The 22,145-nt window shown below is 69.9% G+C and carries 20 protein-coding genes and 1 pseudogene; 9 read left to right on the forward strand and 12 right to left on the reverse strand.

Annotated features, from left to right (window positions below; all coding sequences use genetic code 11):
* Positions 1–20: 20 nt before the first annotated feature.
* A complete protein-coding gene (locus BM362_RS49490) occupies positions 21–410 on the reverse strand; it encodes a hypothetical protein (RefSeq protein ID WP_425285741.1) in 390 nt (129 codons plus the stop codon).
* Between the two features lie 413 nt (positions 411–823).
* On the reverse strand, positions 824–1,639 hold the full coding sequence (locus BM362_RS33650) for an exodeoxyribonuclease III (protein ID WP_093575953.1): 816 nt from the start codon (positions 1,637–1,639) through the stop codon (positions 824–826).
* 64 nt (positions 1,640–1,703) lie between these two features.
* Between BM362_RS33650 and BM362_RS33655 the strand changes: the two genes are divergently transcribed.
* A complete protein-coding gene (locus BM362_RS33655) occupies positions 1,704–2,435 on the forward strand; it encodes an MBL fold metallo-hydrolase (RefSeq protein ID WP_167545548.1) in 732 nt (243 codons plus the stop codon).
* Between the two features lie 430 nt (positions 2,436–2,865).
* Here BM362_RS33655 and BM362_RS33660 read toward each other — a convergent pair whose 3' ends face one another.
* On the reverse strand, positions 2,866–3,165 hold the full coding sequence (locus BM362_RS33660) for a hypothetical protein (RefSeq protein ID WP_093575912.1): 300 nt from the start codon (positions 3,163–3,165) through the stop codon (positions 2,866–2,868).
* Between the two features lie 190 nt (positions 3,166–3,355).
* The gene (locus BM362_RS33665; RefSeq protein WP_037816160.1) at positions 3,356–4,579 is read right to left on the reverse strand and encodes an NADP-dependent isocitrate dehydrogenase; all 1,224 of its coding nucleotides are present in this window, start codon (positions 4,577–4,579) and stop codon (positions 3,356–3,358) included.
* Positions 4,580–4,809: 230 nt separating this feature from the next.
* Here BM362_RS33665 and BM362_RS33670 point away from each other — a divergent pair, with 230 nt between their 5' ends.
* From BM362_RS33670 to BM362_RS33680, 3 genes are read left to right on the forward strand one after another with little or no spacing between them, the layout of a single operon-like run.
* A complete protein-coding gene (locus BM362_RS33670; protein WP_232791840.1) occupies positions 4,810–5,286 on the forward strand; it encodes a hypothetical protein in 477 nt (158 codons plus the stop codon).
* A gap of 37 nt (positions 5,287–5,323) precedes the next feature.
* Positions 5,324–5,689 (forward strand): DUF2203 domain-containing protein, encoded by a 366-nt coding sequence (locus tag BM362_RS33675; RefSeq protein WP_067588146.1) that lies wholly within the window; start codon positions 5,324–5,326, stop codon positions 5,687–5,689.
* Positions 5,690–5,718: 29 nt separating this feature from the next.
* The gene (locus BM362_RS33680; RefSeq protein ID WP_067588144.1) at positions 5,719–6,318 is read left to right on the forward strand and encodes a class I SAM-dependent methyltransferase; all 600 of its coding nucleotides are present in this window, start codon (positions 5,719–5,721) and stop codon (positions 6,316–6,318) included.
* On the opposite strand, the gene BM362_RS33685 is transcribed toward BM362_RS33680, so the two are convergent.
* Positions 6,315–6,626 (reverse strand): hypothetical protein, encoded by a 312-nt coding sequence (locus tag BM362_RS33685; RefSeq protein ID WP_093575913.1) that lies wholly within the window; start codon positions 6,624–6,626, stop codon positions 6,315–6,317. The genes BM362_RS33680 and BM362_RS33685 overlap by 4 nt on opposite strands.
* Before the next feature lie 139 nt (positions 6,627–6,765).
* Positions 6,766–7,180: pseudogene (locus tag BM362_RS33690) on the reverse strand (DUF2000 family protein).
* 50 nt (positions 7,181–7,230) lie between these two features.
* Between BM362_RS33690 and BM362_RS33695 the strand changes: the two are divergent.
* Together BM362_RS33695 and BM362_RS33700 are read left to right on the forward strand one after the other, a co-directional pair.
* Positions 7,231–7,992, forward strand: a complete 762-nt coding sequence (locus BM362_RS33695) for a helix-turn-helix transcriptional regulator (RefSeq protein ID WP_093575954.1) — start codon at positions 7,231–7,233, stop codon at positions 7,990–7,992.
* Positions 7,993–8,019: 27 nt separating this feature from the next.
* Positions 8,020–8,601, forward strand: a complete 582-nt coding sequence (locus tag BM362_RS33700) for an HhH-GPD-type base excision DNA repair protein (RefSeq protein WP_009072508.1) — start codon at positions 8,020–8,022, stop codon at positions 8,599–8,601.
* A gap of 1 nt (position 8,602) precedes the next feature.
* Here the strand turns inward: BM362_RS33700 and BM362_RS33705 are convergent, their stop codons facing one another.
* Together BM362_RS33705 and BM362_RS33710 are read right to left on the reverse strand one after the other, a co-directional pair.
* Positions 8,603–9,247, reverse strand: coding sequence for a spermine/spermidine synthase domain-containing protein (locus BM362_RS33705; protein WP_093575914.1), 645 nt, complete (start codon positions 9,245–9,247; stop codon positions 8,603–8,605).
* A 13-nt stretch (positions 9,248–9,260) separates the two neighbouring features.
* On the reverse strand, positions 9,261–10,451 hold the full coding sequence (locus BM362_RS33710; RefSeq protein ID WP_093575915.1) for an MFS transporter: 1,191 nt from the start codon (positions 10,449–10,451) through the stop codon (positions 9,261–9,263).
* Between the two features lie 108 nt (positions 10,452–10,559).
* Here BM362_RS33710 and BM362_RS33715 point away from each other — a divergent pair, with 108 nt between their 5' ends.
* Positions 10,560–10,883, forward strand: coding sequence for an ArsR/SmtB family transcription factor (locus BM362_RS33715; protein ID WP_093575916.1), 324 nt, complete (start codon positions 10,560–10,562; stop codon positions 10,881–10,883).
* 185 nt (positions 10,884–11,068) lie between these two features.
* Positions 11,069–12,247 (forward strand): MFS transporter, encoded by a 1,179-nt coding sequence (locus BM362_RS33720; RefSeq protein ID WP_093575917.1) that lies wholly within the window; start codon positions 11,069–11,071, stop codon positions 12,245–12,247.
* A gap of 10 nt (positions 12,248–12,257) precedes the next feature.
* Here the strand turns inward: BM362_RS33720 and BM362_RS33725 are convergent, their stop codons facing one another.
* On the reverse strand, positions 12,258–12,569 hold the full coding sequence (locus BM362_RS33725; RefSeq protein WP_093575918.1) for a DUF3017 domain-containing protein: 312 nt from the start codon (positions 12,567–12,569) through the stop codon (positions 12,258–12,260).
* A complete protein-coding gene (locus BM362_RS33730) occupies positions 12,569–13,423 on the reverse strand; it encodes a bifunctional methylenetetrahydrofolate dehydrogenase/methenyltetrahydrofolate cyclohydrolase (protein WP_067588181.1) in 855 nt (284 codons plus the stop codon). Before BM362_RS33730 ends, BM362_RS33725 begins: the two co-directional genes overlap by 1 nt.
* Positions 13,424–13,688: 265 nt before the next feature.
* Here BM362_RS33730 and BM362_RS49495 point away from each other — a divergent pair, with 265 nt between their 5' ends.
* A complete protein-coding gene (locus BM362_RS49495; RefSeq protein ID WP_244287367.1) occupies positions 13,689–17,957 on the forward strand; it encodes a glycohydrolase toxin TNT-related protein in 4,269 nt (1,422 codons plus the stop codon).
* A gap of 59 nt (positions 17,958–18,016) precedes the next feature.
* On the opposite strand, the gene BM362_RS33745 is transcribed toward BM362_RS49495, so the two are convergent.
* Positions 18,017–18,604, reverse strand: coding sequence for a pentapeptide repeat-containing protein (locus tag BM362_RS33745; RefSeq protein WP_093575919.1), 588 nt, complete (start codon positions 18,602–18,604; stop codon positions 18,017–18,019).
* A gap of 90 nt (positions 18,605–18,694) precedes the next feature.
* Positions 18,695–22,027, reverse strand: coding sequence for an error-prone DNA polymerase (locus tag BM362_RS33750; RefSeq protein ID WP_093575920.1), 3,333 nt, complete (start codon positions 22,025–22,027; stop codon positions 18,695–18,697).
* Positions 22,028–22,145 lie beyond the last annotated feature (118 nt).

Here is a 22,145-nt window from a genome sequence, read left to right on the forward strand (position 1 = left end):
CCGGAGAAACCGGCCAGTGACTAGGACTGCCGCAGCTTGAGCGCGGCCGGAGCCGGTTCCAGCGGCCGGGTCGGCTCCTCTTCGAGGGTCCCGGCGGCAGCGATCGCCTCGATCGCCTTCGCGCGCGCCTTGCGCCGCTGCCGGACGACGCCCAGCGCCATCCCGATGACGCCGAAACCCACCGCGACCAGGCCGACCGGTCCGAGCATCCCGAACCCGGTCGACGTCGTTTCCGCCCGGACGACGTTGTCGTCCGCGAACGCCGCGGCACCCGTCCCGACGGCCGCGACCAGGATCGTCGCCAGCACCGCCAGGACTCGCCCGCCCGCAATGACCAGGGAACGGCTGCCGCGACCGGCCCGCGCCGCGCCGCGAGCCGGAGTCAGCTCGGCCGCCCTCGTCCCGGACACCCCCGATGGGGTGGCGGACGAGCGAAGCGCTGGACGGCCAAGAGCCAGCGTGGACCGTGTCACGAACCGGCCTGGGTTGCGCACCGGAGTGCCTCCCGCGAGGTGACTGTTCTGCGCGAGTGTCTCACCCGTAAGGATGAGTTCTCGACGTGCTACTGGTCAGAAAACTACCGAGCGTGTCAAGACCTGTCGGATCTGATCAACTCGGGTGCCGAGGCTAGCGCCCACTCGGGGAGTAACCGAGGCCACCCCTGCCGTCTCGGTGTCGTCGGTGGTCAGCGCCGTGCGCCAGAGGCGGAACCACGCACAGTGTCCGCAGACCCCGCCAAACCGGACAAAATCTCCCCGCAGAACAAACCCGAACTACCCTCAGCAGGCCATTCACCTACTAGCCGCCAGCCGGACAACCAAGCTCAGCCCGGGAACGGCACGTCGTAGGTCGCGGTGACCGGCGCGTGGTCCGACCAGCGCTGGTCGTAGGACTCTGCCCGTTCGACCACCACCGACTTCACCTTCTCCGCGAGGCCGGGCGTCGCCAGCTGGCAGTCGATGCGCCAGCCCGAGTCGTTGTCGAACGCCTTGCCCCGGTAGGACCACCACGTGTAGGGACCAGGACCCTCGGGGGCGAGACGACGCTGGACGTCGGCGTAGCCCGCCTCGTAGACACGGCCCATCCACTCGCGTTCCTCCGGCAGGAAGCCGGAGTTCTTCTGGTTGCCGCGCCAGTTCTTGAGGTCGACGGTGTCGTAGGCGATGTTCCAGTCGCCCACCACGACGACCTCCCGGCCCTCCGCGGCCGCCTTCGCGCGCAGGTCGACCAGGTAGGGCAGGAACGCGGCCATGAAGCGTTCCTTCTCGTCCTGCCGGTCGGTGCCGACCTCGCCGCTGGGCAGGTACAGGCTCGCCACGATCACGCCGGGCAGGTGCATTTCCAGGTACCGCCCGCTGTCCTCGAACTCGGGCTCGCCGAACCCGGTCCGCACCTCGTCCGGCTCGACGCGGCTGTACAGCGAGACCCCGTTGCGCCCCTTCGCGGCCGAAGGCGCGTGCGCGGCGAACCACCCCTCCGGCGCGACGACGGACGCGGGCAGCTGCGCGGCCTCAGCCCGCACTTCCTGACACGCGACGACATCCGCCTCAGTGGCGGCCAGCCACTCGACGAAGCCCTTCTTGACGGCAGCCCGGAGGCCATTGACGTTGACAGTGGAGACGATCAGCACCCCGCGCACGCTACCCGGCGGGTCCGACAATTTTCCGCGCCCGGCGGGTCCGGCGAGGTCCAGAATGACCGCCATGCCTCGCCTGACTGTCCTCGGCACCTGCGGCGCCTGGCCGGAACCCGGTCGCGCCTGCGCCGGATTCCTGCTGTCCCACGAGGACTTCCACGTCGCGCTCGACCTCGGCTACGGAGCCGCGCCGCGGCTCTTCCAGCACGTCCCCGCCGACCGGCTCGACGCGATCGTCGTCACGCACGAGCACCCCGACCACCTCGCGGACGTCAGCGCGCTCGGCCGGGCCCGCTACAACACGACCGATCGCAAGCTCCCGATGCACTGCACTCCCGGCACCGTGCGCAGGCTCGCCGCGATGGAGCCCAGCCCGGCCCCCGCCGAGAACTTCGACCTCCACGACCTCGGCCCCGAGACCGACCTCGGCCCGTTCCGGCTCACCACCGCGCTCCTGCCGCACCACGTGCCGAATTACGGAGTCCGGCTCACCACACCCGGCTACGTCCTCGCCTACACGGGCGACACCGGTCCCGCTCCGCACCTGCGGGACCTGGCCCGCGACGCCGACGTCCTCATCTGCGAAGCAACCCTGCAAGGCGCACCGCCGGACGGTCCCCGGCACCTGATGACCGCCGCGGAAGCAGGCCGGCTCGCCGCCGCGGCGAATGTGCGGACGTTGTTGCTCACGCATTTCTGGCCCGGTTCGGACCGGGCGGTTTCCGTAGCCGAAGCCCGCGCCGAGTTCGCCGGGGAAGTACTCGCCGCGGAAGAAGGACTCATGCTGAATCACGCATAATCGCACGTTCCGCACAACAACCACGATCAACATTCACACTGCACGCTTTCACCCGGCACCGCTCGGCGCAAAAGCGCGAACCGAGCCAGAGCAGGTGCGGCAAAGGCATCCGGCAAAGGCATCCGGCAATCGCGAACGCGCCGAGCCATGCGGGACGCATCGGCTCGACCGACCGGCGGCATTCCCGCTTGGCCAACCGAAGCCGTCCCACCGCATGGGACGCACCAGCGAACAGTCACCGCAGCCAGTACACACCCGGCCCACACCCGCACAGCCCCAGGCGAACCACACCCGCACAGCCCCAGGCGAACCACACGTCGCAGCAAACCCGGCAACCACGCGAACCTCAGCGCGGCAACGGACTCCGCGCGCACCAGCGTCACCGCACCAACCGCTCAGCACCTCGGCCAGGCACCAGCGCGAAACAGACTCAGCACTTGGCCCCGGAGACCGGCGTCACGAAGCTGTTCGCGACCCACTTCCCGTCCGCGATCTTCCGGAACCCGTTCTGCACCATGGGTTGCGCGTCGAATTCCGCGCCACGCAAGTACTTCCCGTTGCCCGCGGCGGTTTCCCGCGCGTTGAGCACGTCGGCGGTCACCGAGACCTTGCAGCCGGTCGGGGATCCCTGCGCGTCGGCCTGCCCTTTCTGACCGAACGCGTAGATGACCACGACCGCAGCGATGACTCCGATAATAATCAGTGTCTTCTTGGGCAAACCCAGAATCACGGCCGCTCCTCAGTCGCGAAAAACCCCTTGTCCAGAGTAGGCAGTCCGACCGGACCCGGACAGGTTCCTGACCCCATTCCACCCGGAGGTGCCAATCCTGTCACCGACACAACACGAAGAGTGACAAAAAGAGAAGGGCACCTCGGAAGACTCCTCCGAGGTGCCCTTCTCGCCAACGGCTAAAGAAAGATCAGCCCTGCGCGATCTTCTTGGCCAGGTTCTCGTCCAGCGTCGCGAGGAAGTCCTCGGTCGTCTGCCATTCCTGGTCCTTGCCGACCAGCAGCGCGAGGTCCTTGGTCATCTTGCCGCCCTCGACGGTGTCGACGACGACCTGCTCCAGCTTGTTCGCGAAGCCGATGAGCTCCGAGTTGCCGTCCAGCTTGCCGCGGTGCTCAAGGCCGCGGGTCCACGCGTAGATCGAGGCGATCGGGTTCGTGGAGGTCGGCTTGCCCTGCTGGTGCTGGCGGTAGTGCCGGGTGACCGTGCCGTGCGCGGCCTCGGCCTCGACGGTCTTGCCGTCCGGCGTGCGCAGCACCGAGGTCATCAGGCCGAGCGAACCGAAGCCCTGCGCGACGGTGTCGGACTGGACGTCGCCGTCGTAGTTCTTGCACGCCCAGACGTAGCCGCCCTCCCACTTGAGCGACGCGGCGACCATGTCGTCGATCAGCCGGTGCTCGTAGGTGATGCCCTTGGCGTCGAAGTCCGACTTGAACTCGGTCTCGAAGATCTCCTGGAACACGTCCTTGAACATGCCGTCGTAGGCCTTGAGGATGGTGTTCTTGGTCGAGAGGTAGACCGGGTACTCGCGGTCGAGGCCGTACTGCAGCGACGCGCGCGCGAAGTCCTCGATCGACTTGCGGTAGTTGTACATCCCCATCGCGACGCCGCCGCCCTCGGGGAAGTTCGCGACCTGGAACTCCATCGGCTCGGAGCCGTCTTCGGGGGTGTAGGTCATCGTCAGCGTGCCCGGGCCAGGGACCTTGAAGTTGGTGGCCTTGTACTGGTCGCCGTGCGCGTGCCTGCCGATGATGATCGGCTTGGTCCAGCCGGGTACCAGCCGGGGGACGTTCCGCATGACGATCGGCTCGCGGAAGATCACGCCGCCGAGGATGTTGCGGATGGTCCCGTTCGGGGACACCCACATCTTCTTGAGGCCGAACTCCTCCACGCGCGCCTCGTCGGGCGTGATCGTGGCGCACTTGACGCCGACGCCGTGCTGCTTGATGGCGTTGGCGGCGTCGACCGTGATCTGGTCGTCGGTGCGGTCCCGCTCCTCGATGCCCAGGTCGTAGTAGTCCAGGTTGACGTCCAGGTACGGGTGGATCAGCTTGTCCTTGATGAACTGCCAAATGATGCGGGTCATCTCGTCGCCGTCGAGTTCGACAACGGTGCCCTGGACCTTGATCTTGGCCATGAGCAGCGGTGCTCCTTCCGCGGATCTTCGCGTTCGCTTCTTCGCTCTCCGATAGCGGTACAAGCGTACTGCTTAACAGAGCTGGATGGTTCCAGAAGTGGTCGGAATCAAGTCTCTACCACCCTTGACCCGGCCTTCCGACCGGGCACGATCCGGCTGCCCCGGCGGAGGGAACCGGACGAGTCCGGCGCTCATCCCATCGCGTAACCACAGCCTGGGAGGTCACTGTCATGTCGTACCCCGCGCCCTACCCCGCCCAACCGGCGATGGCGGGCCAGCCGAGCAGCCGCGCCGTCGCTCGTGTGCTGAGCGGACTGTCCGGCCTCGTGCTCACGCCGATCGCGATCGGCGTGCTGGCTTACGGCGGCTACCGCCAGCAGGCGAAAGTGTCCGCGACCTTCGCCGAGCACGGCGACAGCCTCGGCACCACGCTGCTAGCGATCGGCGCGCTGCTGCTGATCGGGGTGGCGGTGCTCGGCGCGTGGTCGTCGGCCGGGCCGATCGTCGGCGGCGTGGTCTGGGGCGTGCTGCCCGGGGTGACCACCCTCGTGTCGCCGCGGACGGGATACGACCTGCTGCGCCTGCTGCCCGGCGACGAACTGGCGGCCGGATTCGCCGGTTGGCTGGTTTCCGGCGCGCTGCTCGGTGCCGGATTCCTGCTGGTCGGCACGGGTCTCGCGACGACGATGGCGCGTCGGCGCAGGTAGCGGCGGATCGGCGCGGGCCCGGTGAGACTATTTGCAGATGGGATTGTTCACCGTAGCCGAGGCCCGCACCGAACTCGCCCGGTTGCTTCCCGTGCTCGCCGAGCTGATCCGGGTCCGCGCCGACGCCGCCGAACTCGCCGCGTCCCTGCGGCCGGGCGGGCGGGACACCAGCATCGGCGGCCTGCCGGAGTGGAAGGCCGCGCAGGCGAGGCTGGACGACCTGATGACCGCGATCCAGGCGACCGGGGCCGAGCTGAAGGGGTTCGCCCCGCTGCTGGTGGACTTCCCGGCCTCGCTCGACGGCGACGACGTGCTGCTGTGCTGGCTCGAAGGCGACCGCGAACTGTCCTGGTACCACCGGGCCGACCTCGGTTTCGCCGGCCGTCGCCGCTTGCCCGGATAATCACTGGTCAGCCGCACTACGGTGGCTAGGTGAGCACACTTTTCGACGCCGACGCGGCGGGATACGACGAGGACGCCTTCCACCCGTATGTGGCCGAGCAGCTGATCGGCGGCCTCGCCCCGAAGCCCGGCCTGCTGGTCGACGTCGCCGCGGGCACCGGCGCGGCAGCCTTCGCGGCACTGCGCCTGGATCCGGCCGCGGTGTTCGCGATCGACCTCTCCCCCGCGATGATCGAGATCGCCCGAGCCAAGGCCGCCGACCGCGACCCGGACGGCCGGATCACCTGGCGGGTCGGCTCCGCGGTCCCGCTGCCGATCGGCGACGGCGAGGCGGACGCGGTCGTCTGCGCTTCCGCACTGCACTTCCTCGGCCCGCGCGCCTTGGCCGACTGGCGGCGAGTGCTGCGCCCGGGCGGGCAGCTGGCGTTCAGCATGGTGTCGTCGGAACGCTTCAAGCCGACCGGCAGATTCGCCGACGTGGTCCCGCGTGACCTGCGCGTCCCGGGCACCCTCGAAGAAGCCGCCGCGCTGGCCACCAACGCCGGATTCAGCTCGGCGACGGCTCAGCACGTGCTGCTCGATCAGGGTGACCGGATACGGCAGGTTTTCGCGGTTTTCGCGGCGGCCTAACGGTGGAAATGCGCCTCGCCGCTGGTGGCGACGGAGGTGCAGTGCAGGACGAAGGTGACGTCGAGGTCGGTCACCGCTCCGTCTGCCGCACGGGTTAGGCGGGAGACGGTGAAGTCAGCGGTCGACCCCGGCTCGGCGCAGGCACCCGTGCCGCCCGCCCGGGTACCGCGAAACGCGATGAAGCCGGGAGTCGCGAGCTGCGGCGGGACCGCGGCGTTCGAGCAGGTTCCCTCGTGCAACTGCTGTCCGGCAGGCGCGCTGAGTTCCAGCCGGGCCCAGTCCCAGCAGTCGGGCGTGTCGGCGTCCAAGAACTGCCTTCAAACGGATACGCACCGGCTTCCGAGACGTCGCTGAAGCCGACCTGGTCCGCGTGCGCGACCGATGCCGTCCCGCACGCGAGGCCCGCCGCAGCGACGACCGCCAAGATTCTTCGCCTGATTCCCCCGTTCAGCCATGCAGCTGAGCACCCTTGAGGATCTTGTCCACCGCGTTCTTCGGCCCGTGCACGGCCAGCCCCGCCAACGCCAGCTTCTCCGTCGGCACCGCCCGCACCGCCGCGCGATTGCCGATGTCGTCGCCGGTCTGGAACAGCTCGTCGGTGAAGATCGAGAACCGCAGACCCCGCGAGAGTGCGCGGCTGTGCGCCTGCGCGAGCGTCTCGGCGGTGCTGGCGAACACGAGTACCGGCTGGCGGAACATCGGCAGGTACTCGGTGTCGTCGGCGTCGAGGTAGGGCTCGCCGATCAGTTCAGGCGTCGTGTGGGGCCACGCCGCTCACCAGGAATGCCGTGACGTTCAGCCGTTGCCACGAGGCCAGGTCGTCCCGCAGCAGCACGGCGATCTTCGTGTCGAATCGGTTCATGCGGGACAGCGTCGGCTCGGCGCCGCGTGCGGGTCTTGTACGTTTTGAACATGACGGTGTCGGCCTGGCGTCCTTCGGTGCCCGGAATCGCCGAGGCGTTCCACGCCCGGTTCACCGACCACGCCTACCCCGCGCACACGCACGACACCTGGACGCTGCTGATCGTCGACGACGGCGCGATCAGCTACGACCTCGACCGGCACCATCACGGCGCACTCGGCACGGCCGTCACGCTGCTGCCGCCGAACGTCGCGCACGACGGGCGCGCCGCGACCAGCCGGGGCTTCCGCAAACGCGTGCTCTACCTCGACGCCGATGTCCTCGGCGACGACCTGATCGGGGCCGCCGTCGACCAGCCGAGCCTGCCGGATCCGTTGCTGCGCACCAGAATCCACCAGCTGCACCAGTCGCTGGCCGAACCGCTGGAGGCCGAAAGCCGCCTCGCCATGGTCGCCCAGCGGCTGCGCGCCCACCTCGGCCGCCCGGCGAGCGCGCCGCCCGACCGCAGCCTGGCCGACGACCTGCGCAACCTCCTGGACGAACGCCTGCCGGATTCCCTCACCCTGGCCGACGCCGCGGAGGCACTAGGCGCACACCCAGTCCACCTGGTCCGCGCCTTCGGCCGCCGTTTCGGGCTGCCGCCGCACCGGTACGTCACCGGCCGCCGTGTCGACCACGCCCGCCGCCTCCTGCTCGACGGCACCCCGCCCGCCACCGTCGCCACGACCGCCGGGTTCACCGACCAGGCCCACCTGACCCGGCACTTCCGCCGTTATCTCGGCACCACCCCGGCCCGCTTCGCACGCGGCTGACCGGGCGGTTTGTGCGAAGATGGCGCCATGCTGCGCGAACTGCACCTGACCGGCGACCCGGCGGCCGACAAGCTGCTCAACGACGACCCGTTCGCCCTGCTCACCGGGATGCTCCTGGACCAGCAATACCCCATGGAACACGCCTTCGCGGGCCCGCGGAAGATCGCCGACCGGATGGACGGCTTCGACCTGCGCAAGATCGCCGCGACGGACGTCGACAAGTTCGTCGAAATGTGCGTGGTGCCACCGGCGATCCACCGCTACGGCGGCTCGATGGCGCGCCGGGTGCACGCGCTCGCGCTGCACATCATCGAGAACTACGACGGCCGCACCGAAGGCATCTGGCTCGACGGCCGTCCCAAGCCGGACGGGGAGGAAGTCCTGAAGCGGCTCAAGGCACTGCCCGGTTTCGGCGAGCAGAAGGCGAAGATCTTCCTGGCGCTGCTGGGCAAACAGCGCGGCGTCGCCCCGAAGGGCTGGCGCGAAGCCGCCGGCGCGTACGGCGACCGCGGCTCCCGTCGGTCCATTGCAGACGTGACGGACGCCAAGACGCTCGGCGAGGTGCGCGCGTTCAAGAAGGCCGCGAAGGCCGCCGCCAAGGCGAACTGACTCAGCCCCGCGCGAACCAGACCACGTCCGGTTCCCCGCGCGGCACCGGAATCTCCACCACGTCCACCTCAGCGAACCGCTCCCTCAGCCGAGCCGTGAACCCCGGTGCCGCGCCCGCGCTCCACACCGCCAGCACTCCGCCGGGACGCAGCAGCTGAGACAACCTCTCCAGGCCGGAAGCCGCGTACAGCGAGGCATTCCCCTCGGTGACCGTCCACTCTGGACCGTTGTCGATGTCCAGGCACAGCGCGTCGAACGGCTCGCTCGTCGTCCGCAACCACTCCAGCAGATCCGCCTCGACGACCGTCACCCGCGGATCGTCCAGTGCCGCACCATGGACTTCGCGCAATGGACCAGTGCGGTTCCAGGCGATCACGGCAGGTTCACGTTCCACCACGACCACGGAGCCGACCGCAGCGTGGTCCAGCGCGGCACGCAGCGAGAACCCGACGCCGAGGCCGCCGATTAGCATTCGTGCGCCAGAGGCGAGCCGGTCGGCCGCTCCGGTCACGAGCAGCCGTTCCGACTCGCCGTTGCGGGTGTCCATCAGGAACATCCCGTTTTCGATCACCTCGAACTCGGCGCCGTCGCGCCGGAGCACCAGTTCGCCGCCGTGCCCGGGCACGGTTTCCAGTACCTCTGCCACGCCCGGCAGCTTCTCAGACCGCGACCTCTTCGCGGACCTCAGCCCGCGTCCGCGCGCCCCAGAAGAACACGACCACGAGCATCGCCGCGGCGGCGAGAATCGCGGCGATCTCCGGCAGGACGGTCGGCCCGGCCGAGGTCAGCACCGCGCCGCCGACGACGCCGGACAGCCCGACGCCCAGGTAGATCGCCGACGCGTTGAGCGACAGCGCGAGACCGGCGTGCCCCGGCGACAGCTCGATGAGCCGGTGCTGCAGCGGCGGGCTGAACGACCAGTTCGCCAAGCCCCACACGAACAACGTGATCCCGGCCCCGACGACCGTCGTCGCGGTGAACGGCAGCAGCACCATCACGGCGGTGAACCCGATGAGCACGATCAGCAGCGGCTTGCGCGCGCCCCACCGGTCGGCCGCGCGACCACCGGCGAAGTTGCCGATCGCACCGCCGATGCCGTAGCAGAACAGCAGCACCGTGATCGTCCCGCCGGAAACGCCCGCGGTGGCGGACAGCACCGGCGACACCAGCGTGTAGACCATGAACGCGGCGAGGCAGGCGAGCGTGGTGGTGACCAGCAGCGCGAGCACTCGCTTGTCCCGCGCGACCGCGAACCGCTCGGCGAGCCCGACCACCGGCGGCGGCGCGACCTTCGGCAACGCGACCCGCACCCCGATCGCACCGAGCAGCGAAAGGATGCCGACGAACAGGAACGCGCCCTCATAGCCGAACTGCTGGGAGATCACGCTGCCCAGCGGAACTCCGAAGATCAACGCGATGGTGAGCCCCCCGAACACCAGCGAAACGGCCCGTCCGCGACGTTCCGGCGTGGTCAGCTCAGCAGCGACGGCAGTGGCGGCCGGGGTGTAGACAGCTGCCCCGATCGCCGTGACGACCCGCGCGATCAGCAGTGTGGTGTACCCCGGTGCGACGGCCGCGAAGACGTTGCCGACCGCGGCCACCGCGAGCGCGGCGACCAGCAGCGTGCGCCGTTCCCACCGGCCGGTGGCAGCGGCGAACAACGGCGAGCCCACCGCGTACGCGATGGCGAACGAGGTGACGAGCTGCGCCGCGGCCGTCGCGGAGATGTGCAGCTCGGAGGTCAGCGCCGGCAACAGCCCGGCCACGATGTAGCCGCTGGTGCCGACGCCGAAGGCCCCGAACGCGAGCACCGAGTTCCGGGCCGCCGCCGAGGACGAGACGCTGGACATGAATGTCCCCCCATAAAGCCTGAACGGATAGTTCGACGAACGTCGTAGTTCGATGACGACCGTACACGGACCCGCCGAAAATTTCGACAGTCGTCGTACTATGGACCCATGCCCGCCTCCGCGCCCCTGCCGCCGCTCGCCTACCCGGACCGCGACGAGATCACCGTCGAAGCGGTGCTGCGCGCGCTGGCCGACCCGGTCAGGCTGGCGATGGTCCGGCAGCTGGCGAACTCCGAAACGGAGATCTCGTGCAGCGCGTTCGAGGTGCCGGTGACCAAGTCCACACTCACCCATCACCTCGCGACGCTGCGCCAGGCCGGGGTGATCGTCGGCCGCCAGGAAGGCACGACCCGGTACAACTCGTTGCGCCGCAACGATCTCGACGCGCTGTTCCCCGGCCTGCTCGACGGCGTGCTGGCCGCGCCCCGCTGACCGGTCGCGCTACGTGGCGGGCCTCACCCGAATACCGGGATGACAAGGCCGCCCTCCATCGGTTCAACTGGAGCGAGACAGCACGACGACGTCGGGGCTGTCTAGTTTTTTGCCCTTGTTCTAAAGCGCTTCAGAAGCCTGTGCCCCAGGCGCTGAGCAATCGTTTTCTCCAGGAAGGGAGAGCCGTGCCCGTCGCGTTGCTCGCGCTCGCCGTCGGTGCCTTCGGCATCGGTACCACCGAGTTCGTGATGATGGGTGTGCTGCCCCTGACCGCCGCGGACTTCCACATCGACATCCCGTCCGCGGGCTACTTCATCTCCGCCTACGCGCTCGGCGTGGTGATCGGCGCGCCGCTGCTCACCGCGCTGGCCGTCCGGCTGCCGCGCAAGACCATGCTGCTGGCGATGATGGGCCTGTTCACGGTCGGCAACGCGCTGTTCGCACTGTCGCCGAACCAGGACTTCGGCATCGCGTTCCGGTTCCTCGCCGGCCTGCCGCACGGCGCGTTCTTCGGCGCGGGCGCGGTCGTCGCGTCCAGCCTCGCGCGACCGGGCCAGCGCGCGAAGGCCGTGTCGATGATGTTCATGGGCCTGACGCTGGCGAACGTCATCGGCGTCCCGCTCGGCACGCTGCTCGGCCAGCAGGTCGGCTGGCGCGCGACGTTCGGCGTCGTCGCGGTGATCGGCCTGCTCGCCATCGCCGCCATCGCGAAACTGGTGCCGCACCAGGGCCGCCCGGCCGACCCGTCGATCCGCGGCGAACTCGGCGCGTTCCGCCGCCCGCAGGTGTGGCTGGCGCTGGCGATCGTGATGTTCGGGCTCGGCGGCGTCTTCGCCTGCATGTCCTACATCGCGCCGATGCTGACCGACGTCGCCGGATACTCGCCCGCCAACGTCACCGTGCTGCTTTCGCTGGCCGGTGTCGGCATGACGATCGGCAACTACCTCGGCGGACGGCTCGCGGACAAGAAGTTGATGCCGAGCCTGTACGTGGCGCTGCTCTCGCTGGCGACGGTGCTCGCGATCTTCACCGTAACCGCGCAGGGCAAGGTCGGCGCGGCGGTCACGATCTTCTTCGTGGGTGTCGCGGGCTTCATGATCGGCCCGATGATGCAGGCGCGGATCATGGAGAAGGCAGGCGGCACGCCGTCGCTGGTCTCGGCCGCGGTGCAGTCGGCGTTCAACATCGCCAACTCGATCGGCGCGTACCTCGGCGGCCTGGTCATCGCGGGCGGGCTCGGCCTGCTGGCCCCGAACTGGGTCGGCGCGATGCTGGCCGTGCTCGGGGTGTCGATCGCCGCGGTGTCCGGATTGCTGGACCGGCGCGAGGCGCGGGTCCAGAAGGAACTCGCGCTCGCGTCCTGACGGTGCTTGCTCAGGAGGAGGCGTCGAACGGGCCGCCGACGATCGTCAGCGCGATGTAGAGCACGGCGGCGCACAACGCGCCGTAGGTGAGGATGTCGACGGCCTTGCCGCGAATCGCGAGCAGCCCGACGCGCTCCTCCGGCAGCACCGCACGCAGCACACCGGCCACGAACAAGGCCACGCCGACCAGCACCGCGCCCTCGCGCCAGTGGTACTGCAGCGCCCGCACCACGGCCGCCGCCAGCAGCAGCATGATCACCGCGAACGGCACGTGGACGAGCCAGGGACGATCGCTGCGGTGCCGTTGCCCGGTCATCGCCATCAGCGGCCGGCCGCGCGTTCCGCAGCCTCGACAACGTTGGTGACCAGCATCGCCCGCGTCATCGGGCCCACGCCGCCGGGGTTCGGCGACAGCCAGCCGGCCACCTCGGCGACCGCCGGGTCGACGTCGCCGGTGAGCTTGCCCTCGACGTGCGAAACGCCGACGTCCAGCACCGCCGCGCCGGGCTTGACCATGTCCGGCTTGATGATCCCGGGCACGCCCGCCGCGGCGATCACGACGTCCGCGCGGCGCACCTCGGCGGCGAGGTCACGAGTGCCGGTGTGGCACAGCGTGACGGTGGAGTTCTCGCTGCGCCGGGTGAGCAGCAGACCGAGCGTGCGACCGACGGTGATGCCGCGGCCGACCACAGTGACCTGCGCGCCGTTCAGCTCGACACCGTGCCGCTTGAGCAGCTCGATGATTCCGTAAGGGGTGCACGGCAGCGCGCCAGGTTCGCCGAGCACGAGCCGGCCGAGGCTGATCGGCGCGAGGCCGTCGGCGTCCTTCTCCGGATCGATGCGCTCCAGGACGCGGTTCGCGTCGAGGTGCTTCGGCAGCGGCAACTGGACGAGGTAGCCGTGGCAGGCCGGGTCCGCGTTCAGCTCGTCGATGACGGCTTCGAGCTTCTCCTGCGAGATGTCCGCGGGCAGGTCGCGGCGGATCGAGTTGACGCCGATCTTCGCGCTGTCCGCGTGCTTCATCTTCACGTAGGAGTGGGAACCGGGGTCGTCGCCGACCAGCACCGTGCCCAGCCCAGGGGTGATCCCCTTCTCCGCGAGCGCGGCCACCCTCGGGCGCAGCTCTGCGAAAATGGCGTTCTTCGTGGCCTTGCCGTCGAGAATCTTCGCCGTCACGGCGGCCATTGTCGCAGAGCCGCCGGAGACCGCCGGTCAGGCGTGGGTTCCGCACTCTGTGTGCCCACCACACCACCCGATCGGCCCGCGCGTCTTCCGTCGAATCAGCCGCCCCGCGTCTTAAGCTGGAGAGACTCCACCGCATCACCCACCCCGGCGTGTGACCCGTGCCATATCGCGTCCGCCGAGGTCAGCGGGCACGTCCACCGGCCCGAGGGTGGCAAAAGCCCTATGCGGGGTGCGTTCGTGCGCGCGAACAGTCAAAATGTTCTCTGTGGCACAACCGACGACGCAGCTGAACGCGACGGAGCAGGACACTCTGGTCAAGCAGATCGGACTGGCCCTGCTGCGCGCCGCCCCGCGCGACTGGCGCAAAGTCTCCGCGGAGTACCGAGCGGTCGGCCGGTACCACGAGCTGACCGGCGAGATCGTGCTCGAGGACGGGTCCGCCCAGGAATGGATCGCGACGCACGACATCGCGACGCTGTTCGGCAGACTCCGCGCGGGCATGTACCGCGACGGCCGCGGCACCTGGTTCAACGCGCGCTACCAGCTGGACCACCCCTCCAGCTACAACCTCGAATACAACCGCGACGAGCCGCAGTGGCACCTCGCGCCGCCGCCCCAGGCGTACTCCGACGAGCTGCGCATGTTCCCGCGCACCGAGGAGAACGTGCCCGAGTGGCTGATCCGCCGCATGTCCGGCCTCGGCCCGGAACAACCCGGACCGCACTTCCGCATCGCCCGGATCTTCGACACCATCGGCCCGGCCGGCCGCCCGGTCATCAACCGCCCTGACCTGGACGTCGACGAGCAGGACCGGCTGCTGGACTACCTCGACCACGCCCCCGTCGTGGTCCAGGACCGCGGCTACGACATCGACCGTCTCGCGCAGACTCCCGAAGCGACGGTCCCCGTCGCCTTCCACAGCGACGGCCACTGGATCTGGCCTGCCGCGGTGAACTTCTACCTCCGCACATACGGCGTCTCGCCGGAAGCGGATCTGATCGAGCACATCCGGGCGAACGCGTTCCAGCTTCCGCAGGTGGACGAGCTGACACTGCAAGGTGCGGCGGCGTATCTGACTCGCGGGAACCAGACTCCGCAGCAGCGACCCGCTCCTGGCGGCGGGCCTGGTGCTGGTGGTCCTGGCGCAGGTGGGCCCGGCGCAGGTGGGCCCGGCGCAGGTGGCCCCGGCTCGGGCGGGCCTGGCGCAGGTGGGCCCGGCTCGGGCGGTCTCGGCTCGGGCGGGCCTGGCGCGGGTGGGCCCGGCGCGGGCGGTGCCGGTGGCCCTGGTGGCCCCGGCTCTGGTGCTCCGGGCTCCGGCGGCCCCGGTCCTGGCGGCCCCGGTGCCGGTGGCCTTGGCGGCTCGGGTGCGGCTGGTGGGCCAGGTGGTGGAGTTCCGGGCGGCCCTGGCGGACCTAACGGTCCTGGCGGCGCGGGTGCACCGGGCGGCCCTGGCGCTGGCGGGCAGAACGGCGTCGGCGGACCTGGTTCCAGCGGCGCTGGCGGATTCGATGCCAACGGAGCTGGTTCGGGCGGCCCCGGCGCAGCCGCGGCTGGACTCGGCGCGGCCGGTCTCGGAGCAGCCGCGCTCGGAGCGGCAGGCGGATCTGGCAACCACGACGACTTCCACCCGGCCGACGAATTCGACCGCCCCGATTCCGGCAGGCCAGGAGCGCCCGGCGGACCGGGTGCCCCTGGTCCCGACCGACGCGGCCCATCCGACGAATTCGACAGCCGCGACCCCGGCAGGCCCAGCCGGCCGGAAAGTCCTGACAGCTTCCGCCCCGCCGACGACTTCAGCAGGCCCGGCGCGGCCGACCGGCCGGAAGGCGCGTTCCACCCGGCAGACGAATTCGGCAGGCCCGGCCCAGCCGGCGACCCGGAGGACGCTTTCCACCCCGCCGACGAATTCGGCAGGCCCGGCCTAACGGATGGCCCCGGCTTCGACGACCGCGGCGACGCGGAAGACCGCTTCGAGCCCCACCGCGGCGGCTCGGACAGGACTGGTCCGCAAGGTCCTGGCCCGCAGGGTTCCGCGGGCGGTCCGCAGGGCACGCGAGTCTCCGCGGCGGAGAGCCCCGGCGGGTCGCGCGGACTGGGCGCAGCCGCTGCGGCGGCTGGAGCAGCGGGCGCGGTGGGAGCCGCGAGCGGCACTCGCTCCGAATCCGGCCACGCGCACGAGGCTGGTTACGACGAGCACCCCGACGCGTCCGGCTACGACGACCGGGCCCACAACGCCGCCGGCCACGACGACGGCTACGCGGACGACTACGACCGGCAAGACCGCGGCGAAGACGAGCGCGGCCAGGCCGATGGCTACGACCAGCACGACGAGGGTTACGACGGCTACCGCAACCCCGCACCCCATGGCGACTACGACGAATCCGCGCCGCACGACGGATACGACGCCGAGCCGTACGACGACCAGCACGGGTACGAGGACATCGCCTCCCACGAGGCCGGTGCGTACGCTGAGCCGCACGGCCACGATGAAGCGGGGTACGACGAACCCGCGCACCACGTCGACGACCGCAACCGCGACGCGGCCGGCTACGACGACGCCCACGGGTACGACGACCACCTCGACAACCACGGGAGCAAAGTCCCTGGCGTCGGCGCGTTCGAACAGCCCGTGGCTCCGAACACGGAGGACGGGCTGATCGGCGCGGACGGCCTCATCGATGCCGACGGGCTCATCGGCGCGGACAGCTCCGCCGACGAACCCGCTGCCCCGAACCGGCACACCGCCGAGCCGGACGCAGGCCGGCGCGGTGCGGCACCGGACGACAGCCGTGACCAGGAGGGTGGCCGTCGGCGAGCCCAGCCGGACATCGAAGCGGACGACGGCCGCCGGGAAGACGTGCGGCTGAACGCCGAGGACGGCGGACGGCGCAGCGCCGAACCCGAGAGCCAGGCCGAGCCCACGGACGAGCGCGGCAGTCACGTCGGTGCGGCTGCGGCCGGGGTCGCCGCGGCCGGTGGGCTGGCTGCGGCCGGGCTCGCCGCCGCGCACGGCCGGGGTCGGGAGAAGGAGGCCGAGGGCCGCCACGGCACCGCGCCGGAGCGTCCCGCGGAGCCGCCGTTCGAGCAGGACTTCGACGGCGCGCAGTACGACCACTACGACGACGGCCACTACGACGACGAAGACCACACCGACGTCCACCACGACCTCGTCCCCAGCCGCAACGGGACCGGTCCGGGCCACCCGGACGACGCCGAGGACGACACGGACGTTCACCAGCCGGTCGATGCCGAGCACGACGAGCCGGTGCTCTTCACGCACGGCAACGAACCGTCCCGCGACGACGACGAGCAGCGTGCCGAACTGTTCACGCACTCCAGCGGTTACGAGGACGACAACCGCCGCGAGGCCGAGTACGACGCGGGCCCGCCGACCGCGATGATCATGCCGGGGTCCGAGATCCCCGGCGACCTTCCGGTGCCGGAGATGCCGGTGCCCCCGCCGTCCGGCGGGCGGCGCGCGGCTCGGGAGCAGGCCGAACCGGCTCCGGTCGCGCGGCGCGAGCAGCCCGCTCAGCCGGAGCTGGCCCAACTGCAAGCGAAGCTCGACGAGCTGGACGTCCCCGAGGCCGCGTACCGGCTCGGCGGCCCCACCGAACGCGGGTGGAGCGTCGAGCAGGTGGGCGAAGGCTGGCGCGTCGGCTGGTACGACGGCGAGCTGATCAACCCGGCGGTGTTCGGCGACGCGGAGGACGCCGCGGCGTTCATGCTCGGCAAGGTGCTGCTGTACCCCGACGGGTATGTCGCGGCGGAAGCCCCCGCACCGGCTGAGCAGCCAGTCGCGGACGCGCCGAAGCCGCCGGTGGTGGCGACGTTGTCGCCGGAGGTCGCGACGGGCTCGTTCCCGGTCCGGCCGCGCGAGAACGTGCCGCCGCAGGAGCAGACCGCGTTCACGCCTGCTGATCAGCTGCTGGCCGACGACGAACCGCCAGCCCGGCAGACCCCGCCGCCTGCCCCGCCGACGCAGGTCGCGGCACCGGTGAGCCCACCGACCCAGGTGGCTCCCCCGGTCAGCGCCCCGCCGACGCAGATCGCCTCGCCGGTCAGCGCACCGCCCACCCTCCTCGCGCCGCCGGTCAGCCCGCCGCCGCGGCGGGAACCGCCGGTGCGGCGCGAGGAACCGGCGCGCGCCAACGGAACCGGCGGCAGCGGGCAGTGGCCGATCGCGCCGCTGTCCGGGGAACCGCCGCTGACCCTGTTCCGCGGCAAGGAACTGCGCGAACTGCCCGCGGGCAGCGAACTGGACCGCTTCGGCGGCCCGAACGGCAACCTGACCTACGCGGCGGGCACCCCGTTCGAGGAGCGTTCGCTGGTGCCGGAGTGGGTGAACCGGCCCTACCACGTGTACCGCGTGCAGCGGCCGCTCGAAACCCTGGCCGGGGTCGCGATCCCGTGGTTCAACCAGCCGGGCGGCGGGTCGGCGTACCTGCTTCCGGCGAGCATCGAAGAACTGCTCGCCGAGGGCGACCTGATCGAACTCGACCCGGGTGAACCGCCGATCGACTGACGACGCGGAAAAGGGGCGGGGCCAGCGAGCTTCGCCCCTTTTCCGTGCCCGGAAGCGCCCTACTTGACGACCAAGCCGTTGGCCGCGGCGAACGCCACCGCCAGTTCGACGTCCACGTACGCGCCGCGCAGGTCCGCCTGCACCAGCCCGTTCGCGTCGACCACCGCGCCGCGCAGGTCGGCTCCGGGAAACTTCGTGCCGATCATCCGGGACCCGGACAGATCCGTGCCCCGCAGGTCGGAATCCGTCAGATCCGCCTCGTTGAGGTTCACTTCCCGCATCCGCAGGCCGGACAGATCCAGTTTCCGCAACCAGCCGCGCGCGAACGACGCGAGCGACAGATCGCATTCGGTCAGCGCGATCCCGGTGTATCGACAGTCCACAAAGGATGAACCAAGCAGCGAGCACGACGACCATCGGCTGTCGGCGAGCACCGAGCGATCGAACGTGCAGGAGCGGAACGCCGACGCGTCGTGCCGCGAACCGGCGAGATCGACCTTGGTGAAGTCGCAGTTGTCGAAGGTGCAGCCGCGGGTGTGCAGGTCGCGCAGGTCCGCTTCGGTGAAATCGCACCCCGCGAACTGGCGTTTTTCCCACCACTGGCCGGAAAGTCGTGCTTCGGTGTAGTCCTCGCCGGTCTCCGTCACCCGGACAGGATGACATCAGCCCCGGTGCCGGCTTTTCGACGGGGTGGCTGCGAGCCGCCGGAAGGCGTGTGTCCACGAACTGTCCGCCGGTCATCGGAAGTCCCTCGATCTCGTGGGGATCCGCAGCCTCAGCTGCTCCAGTTTCTGCGCGCGCACGCTCGCGACGCCGTCCGCTTTTTCGAGCACTCCGTGCACCAGCAGCGCCGCACTGCCCCGCGCGATCCGGTGGAACCGTTGCCACAGCCCGAGTGTGCAGATCACGTTCACCATGCCGGTCTCATCCTCGATGTTCAGGAACGTGACTCCGCCGGCAGTCGCCGGTCGCTGGCGGTGCGTGACCGCTCCCCCGACGAGCACTCGTTCCCCGTCGGACCGGTCCAGCAGCTTGCCTGCGGTGATGACCCCGAGCGCGTCGAGCCGGTCGCGGATGAACTCTGTCGGGTAGCTGTCCGGCGAGATCCCGGTGGCCCAGACATCGGCGGCGGCGACGTCGAGCCCGTCCATTCCGGGCAGCATCGGCGCGTCCACGCCGGCTCCGGTGCCGGGCAGTTTCTCCGGCCGGTCCTGCGCGACCGCGCCCGCGGACCACAACGCCTGCCGCCGGTCCGGACCGAACGCGCTGAACGCCCCCGCGGTGGCCAGCGCTTCCAGCTGCGGCGTGGTGAGCCGGACGCGCCTGCCGAGGTCGGACATGCTCCCGTACCGGCCGTTCGCCTGCCGTTCCGCCACGATCTCCTTGGCCAGCGTTTCACCGATCATCCGGACGGTACTGAGACCGCCGCGTACCGCGTGGAGTTTTCCGTTGTCCGGCAATGCTTCCAGGGTCGCGTGCGGGAGACTCAGGTTGATGTCCGGGCCGAGTGTGGTGACGCCGTGCCGACGCGCGTCCGCCACCAGCGACTGCGGCGAGTAGAACCCCATCGGCTGCGCTCGCAGCAGGCCCGCGCAGAACGCGTCGGGGTGGTAGTGCTTGAAGTACGCGCTCGCGAACACCAGATGCGCGAAGCTCAGCGCATGGCTTTCGGGGAAGCCGAAGTTGGCGAACGCCTTGAGTTTCTGGAAGATTTTCTCCGCCAGCTCCGCGTCCACCTTGTTGGCGATGGCTCCGTCGAGGAACCGCTTGTGCAGCCGTTCCATCTTCCGCTGCGACCGTTTCGACCCCATCGCGTGCCGAAGCTGGTCAGCCTCGGCCGGGGTGAAGTTCGCGACGTCCAGGGCGATCTGCATCATCTGCTCCTGGAACAGCGGCACTCCCAGCGTTTTCTCCAGAGCGGTCTCCAGCAGCGGATGGTCGTACTCCCACTTCTCGCGCCCCTGCTTGCGGCGGATGTACGGGTGCACCGAACCGCCTTGGATCGGGCCCGGGCGGATCAGCGCGACTTCCACGGCCAGGTCGTAGAATTCCGTCGGCCGCAACCGAGGCAACGTCGCCAGCTGGGCTCGGCTCTCTACCTGGAACACGCCGATCGCGTCGGCGCGGCAGAGCATTTCGTAGATGTTCTTGTCGGTGAGGTCCAGTTCGGCGAGATCGATCGTCTCGCCCTTGTATTCCTTGACCAGATCGAGCATGTAGTGCAACGCGGAGAGCATGCCGAGCCCGAGCAAATCGAACTTCACCAGCCCGACCGCGGCACAATCCTCCTTCTCCCACTGCAGAACGCTGCGGTTTTCCATCCGCGCCCATTCGACCGGGCACACCTGGCTCACCGGTTCCCGGCACATCACCATGCCGCCGGAGTGGATGCCGAGGTGCCGCGGGAAGTCTTCGAGGGCGAAGGCGAGCTGCACGACGTCGTTCGGGATGTCGTGGTCGTGGTCTTTCTCCGTGCTGCGCAAGGCTCCCCAGCGGTCGATCTGCTTGCTCCACGCGTCCTGCTGACCCGGTGAGTAGCCGAGCGCCCTGGCGGCGTCGCGGATCGCGGAACGGGCGCGGTAGGTGATCACGTTCGCGACCTGCGCGGCATTGAGCCTGCCGTGTTTGCCGTAGACGTATTGGATCACCTCCTCGCGCCGGTCGGACTCGATGTCGAGGTCGATGTCCGGGTAGCCGTCGCGATCGGGCGCGAGGAACCGTTCGAAGAGCAGGTGGTACTCGATGGGGTCGACCTTGGTGATGCCGAGCGCGTAACAGACCGCCGAGTTGGCCGCGGAACCCCTTCCCTGGCACAGGATGTCGCTTCCCCGGCAGAACCGCACGATGTCCGCGACGATCAGGAAGTATCCGGGGAACTCCAGTTCCTCGATCACCGCCATCTCGTGCTTGATCTGCTGCCGCGCCTTGTCCTCATGGGCTTTGCCCGAGTAGCGCTCCTTGAAGCCTTCCTTGACGAGGTTTCGCAGGTGCGTGGTCTCGTTCTCGCCGTCCGGCACGTCGAACGGCGGCAGCTCCGGCGCGAGCAGCTTCAACGGGAAAGCACATTCCATGCCCAGCAGGGCCGACCGCTGCACCGCGCCCGGGTACCGCCGGAAAACTTCCGCCATTTCGTTGCCAGAGCGCAAGAACGCGGCGGCGTCGCCGGGCAGCCAGCCTTCGAGATCGTCGATGCTGCGCCGGGCGCGGATGGCAGCGACGGCGTCCGCGAGCCTGCCTCGTTCCGGGCGAGCGTAGTGCGCCGCGGTGGTCGCGACGGTGGGCAGCTTGAGTTCGCCGGCCATCTCGGTCAGCAGGTCGTTGTGCGTGCTGTCGAGCGGCTGGCCGTGGTCGATCAATTCGACGTAGACCTGGGTCTGGCCGAAGAGCTCGACCAGACGGCGCAGTTCGGCGAACGCGGCGTCCGGGCCTTCGCGCACCAACGCCGAACGCACGGATCCCTTGCGGCAACCGGTAAGCACCGCGCATTGGCCCGCGACTTCCTCCGCCACGGCGGACAAGTCGTAGATCGGGCGGCCTTTTTCGGCCCGCTCCGCGTCTTCGTCGTCGTGGCCGCGCAACTGTCCGGCGGTGATCGCGCGGCACAGGCTGCGGTAACCGTCGCTGCCGCGGGCCAGCAGCAGGAGATGTTCGCCTTCGGGGTCGGCGACACCGTTTTGCGGCGCGGACAGCCCGAAGCTCAGCTCAGTGCCGAACACCGTGGCGACGCCTAGTTCTTTGGCCGCTTCGGCGAACCGGACCACGCCGTACATGCCGTCGTGATCGGTGAGCGCGATCGCGTCGAGCCGCAGCCGCGCGGCTTCCTCCACCAGTTCCTCGGGGTGGCTGGCTCCGTCGAGGAAACTGAAGTTGGAGTGGCAGTGCAGTTCGGCGTACGCCACTCGCGGCCCGGCTTCCAGGTCGCTGCGCGGCGGCGGGATGTCGGCGGGGCGGCGGTACGCCTCGCGTTTGCGTCCCCACGCGGGACTGTCGCCGTGGTCGCCGGGCGGCATCCCGCCCGACAGCGCCCGCGCGAGGTCCTTCCACGGGACCGGCGGGTTGTTCCAGCCCATCGTCAGTCCATCCGGTTCTCGGGTGATCGGCGGGGTTCCGGGATCAGCAGCGCGACCGGCACCGGGTCGAACGGGCACGGCGGTTCGACCGGGACACGGGGCGCCGGCAGGTCGTGGT

This window comes from Amycolatopsis rubida (genome assembly GCF_900115345.1).
GTDB classification, from domain to species: domain Bacteria; phylum Actinomycetota; class Actinomycetes; order Mycobacteriales; family Pseudonocardiaceae; genus Amycolatopsis; species Amycolatopsis rubida.

Bases quoted from the DNA above. Each gene is read 5' to 3' on its own strand.
- BM362_RS33655 (WP_167545548.1), top strand. From the start codon at position 1,704: ATGCCTCGCCTGACTGTCCTCGGCACCTGCGGCGCCTGGCCGGAACCC.
- BM362_RS33665 (WP_037816160.1), bottom strand. From the start codon at position 4,579: ATGGCCAAGATCAAGGTCCAGGGCACCGTTGTCGAACTCGACGGCGAC.
- BM362_RS33670 (WP_232791840.1), top strand. From the start codon at position 4,810: ATGTCGTACCCCGCGCCCTACCCCGCCCAACCGGCGATGGCGGGCCAG.
- BM362_RS33675 (WP_067588146.1), top strand. From the start codon at position 5,324: ATGGGATTGTTCACCGTAGCCGAGGCCCGCACCGAACTCGCCCGGTTG.
- BM362_RS33695 (WP_093575954.1), top strand. From the start codon at position 7,231: ATGACGGTGTCGGCCTGGCGTCCTTCGGTGCCCGGAATCGCCGAGGCG.
- BM362_RS33700 (WP_009072508.1), top strand. From the start codon at position 8,020: ATGCTGCGCGAACTGCACCTGACCGGCGACCCGGCGGCCGACAAGCTG.
- BM362_RS33710 (WP_093575915.1), bottom strand. From the start codon at position 10,451: ATGTCCAGCGTCTCGTCCTCGGCGGCGGCCCGGAACTCGGTGCTCGCG.
- BM362_RS33715 (WP_093575916.1), top strand. From the start codon at position 10,560: ATGCCCGCCTCCGCGCCCCTGCCGCCGCTCGCCTACCCGGACCGCGAC.
- BM362_RS33725 (WP_093575918.1), bottom strand. From the start codon at position 12,569: ATGGCGATGACCGGGCAACGGCACCGCAGCGATCGTCCCTGGCTCGTC.
- BM362_RS49495 (WP_244287367.1), top strand. From the start codon at position 13,689: ATGTTCTCTGTGGCACAACCGACGACGCAGCTGAACGCGACGGAGCAG.
- BM362_RS33750 (WP_093575920.1), bottom strand. From the start codon at position 22,027: ATGGGCTGGAACAACCCGCCGGTCCCGTGGAAGGACCTCGCGCGGGCG.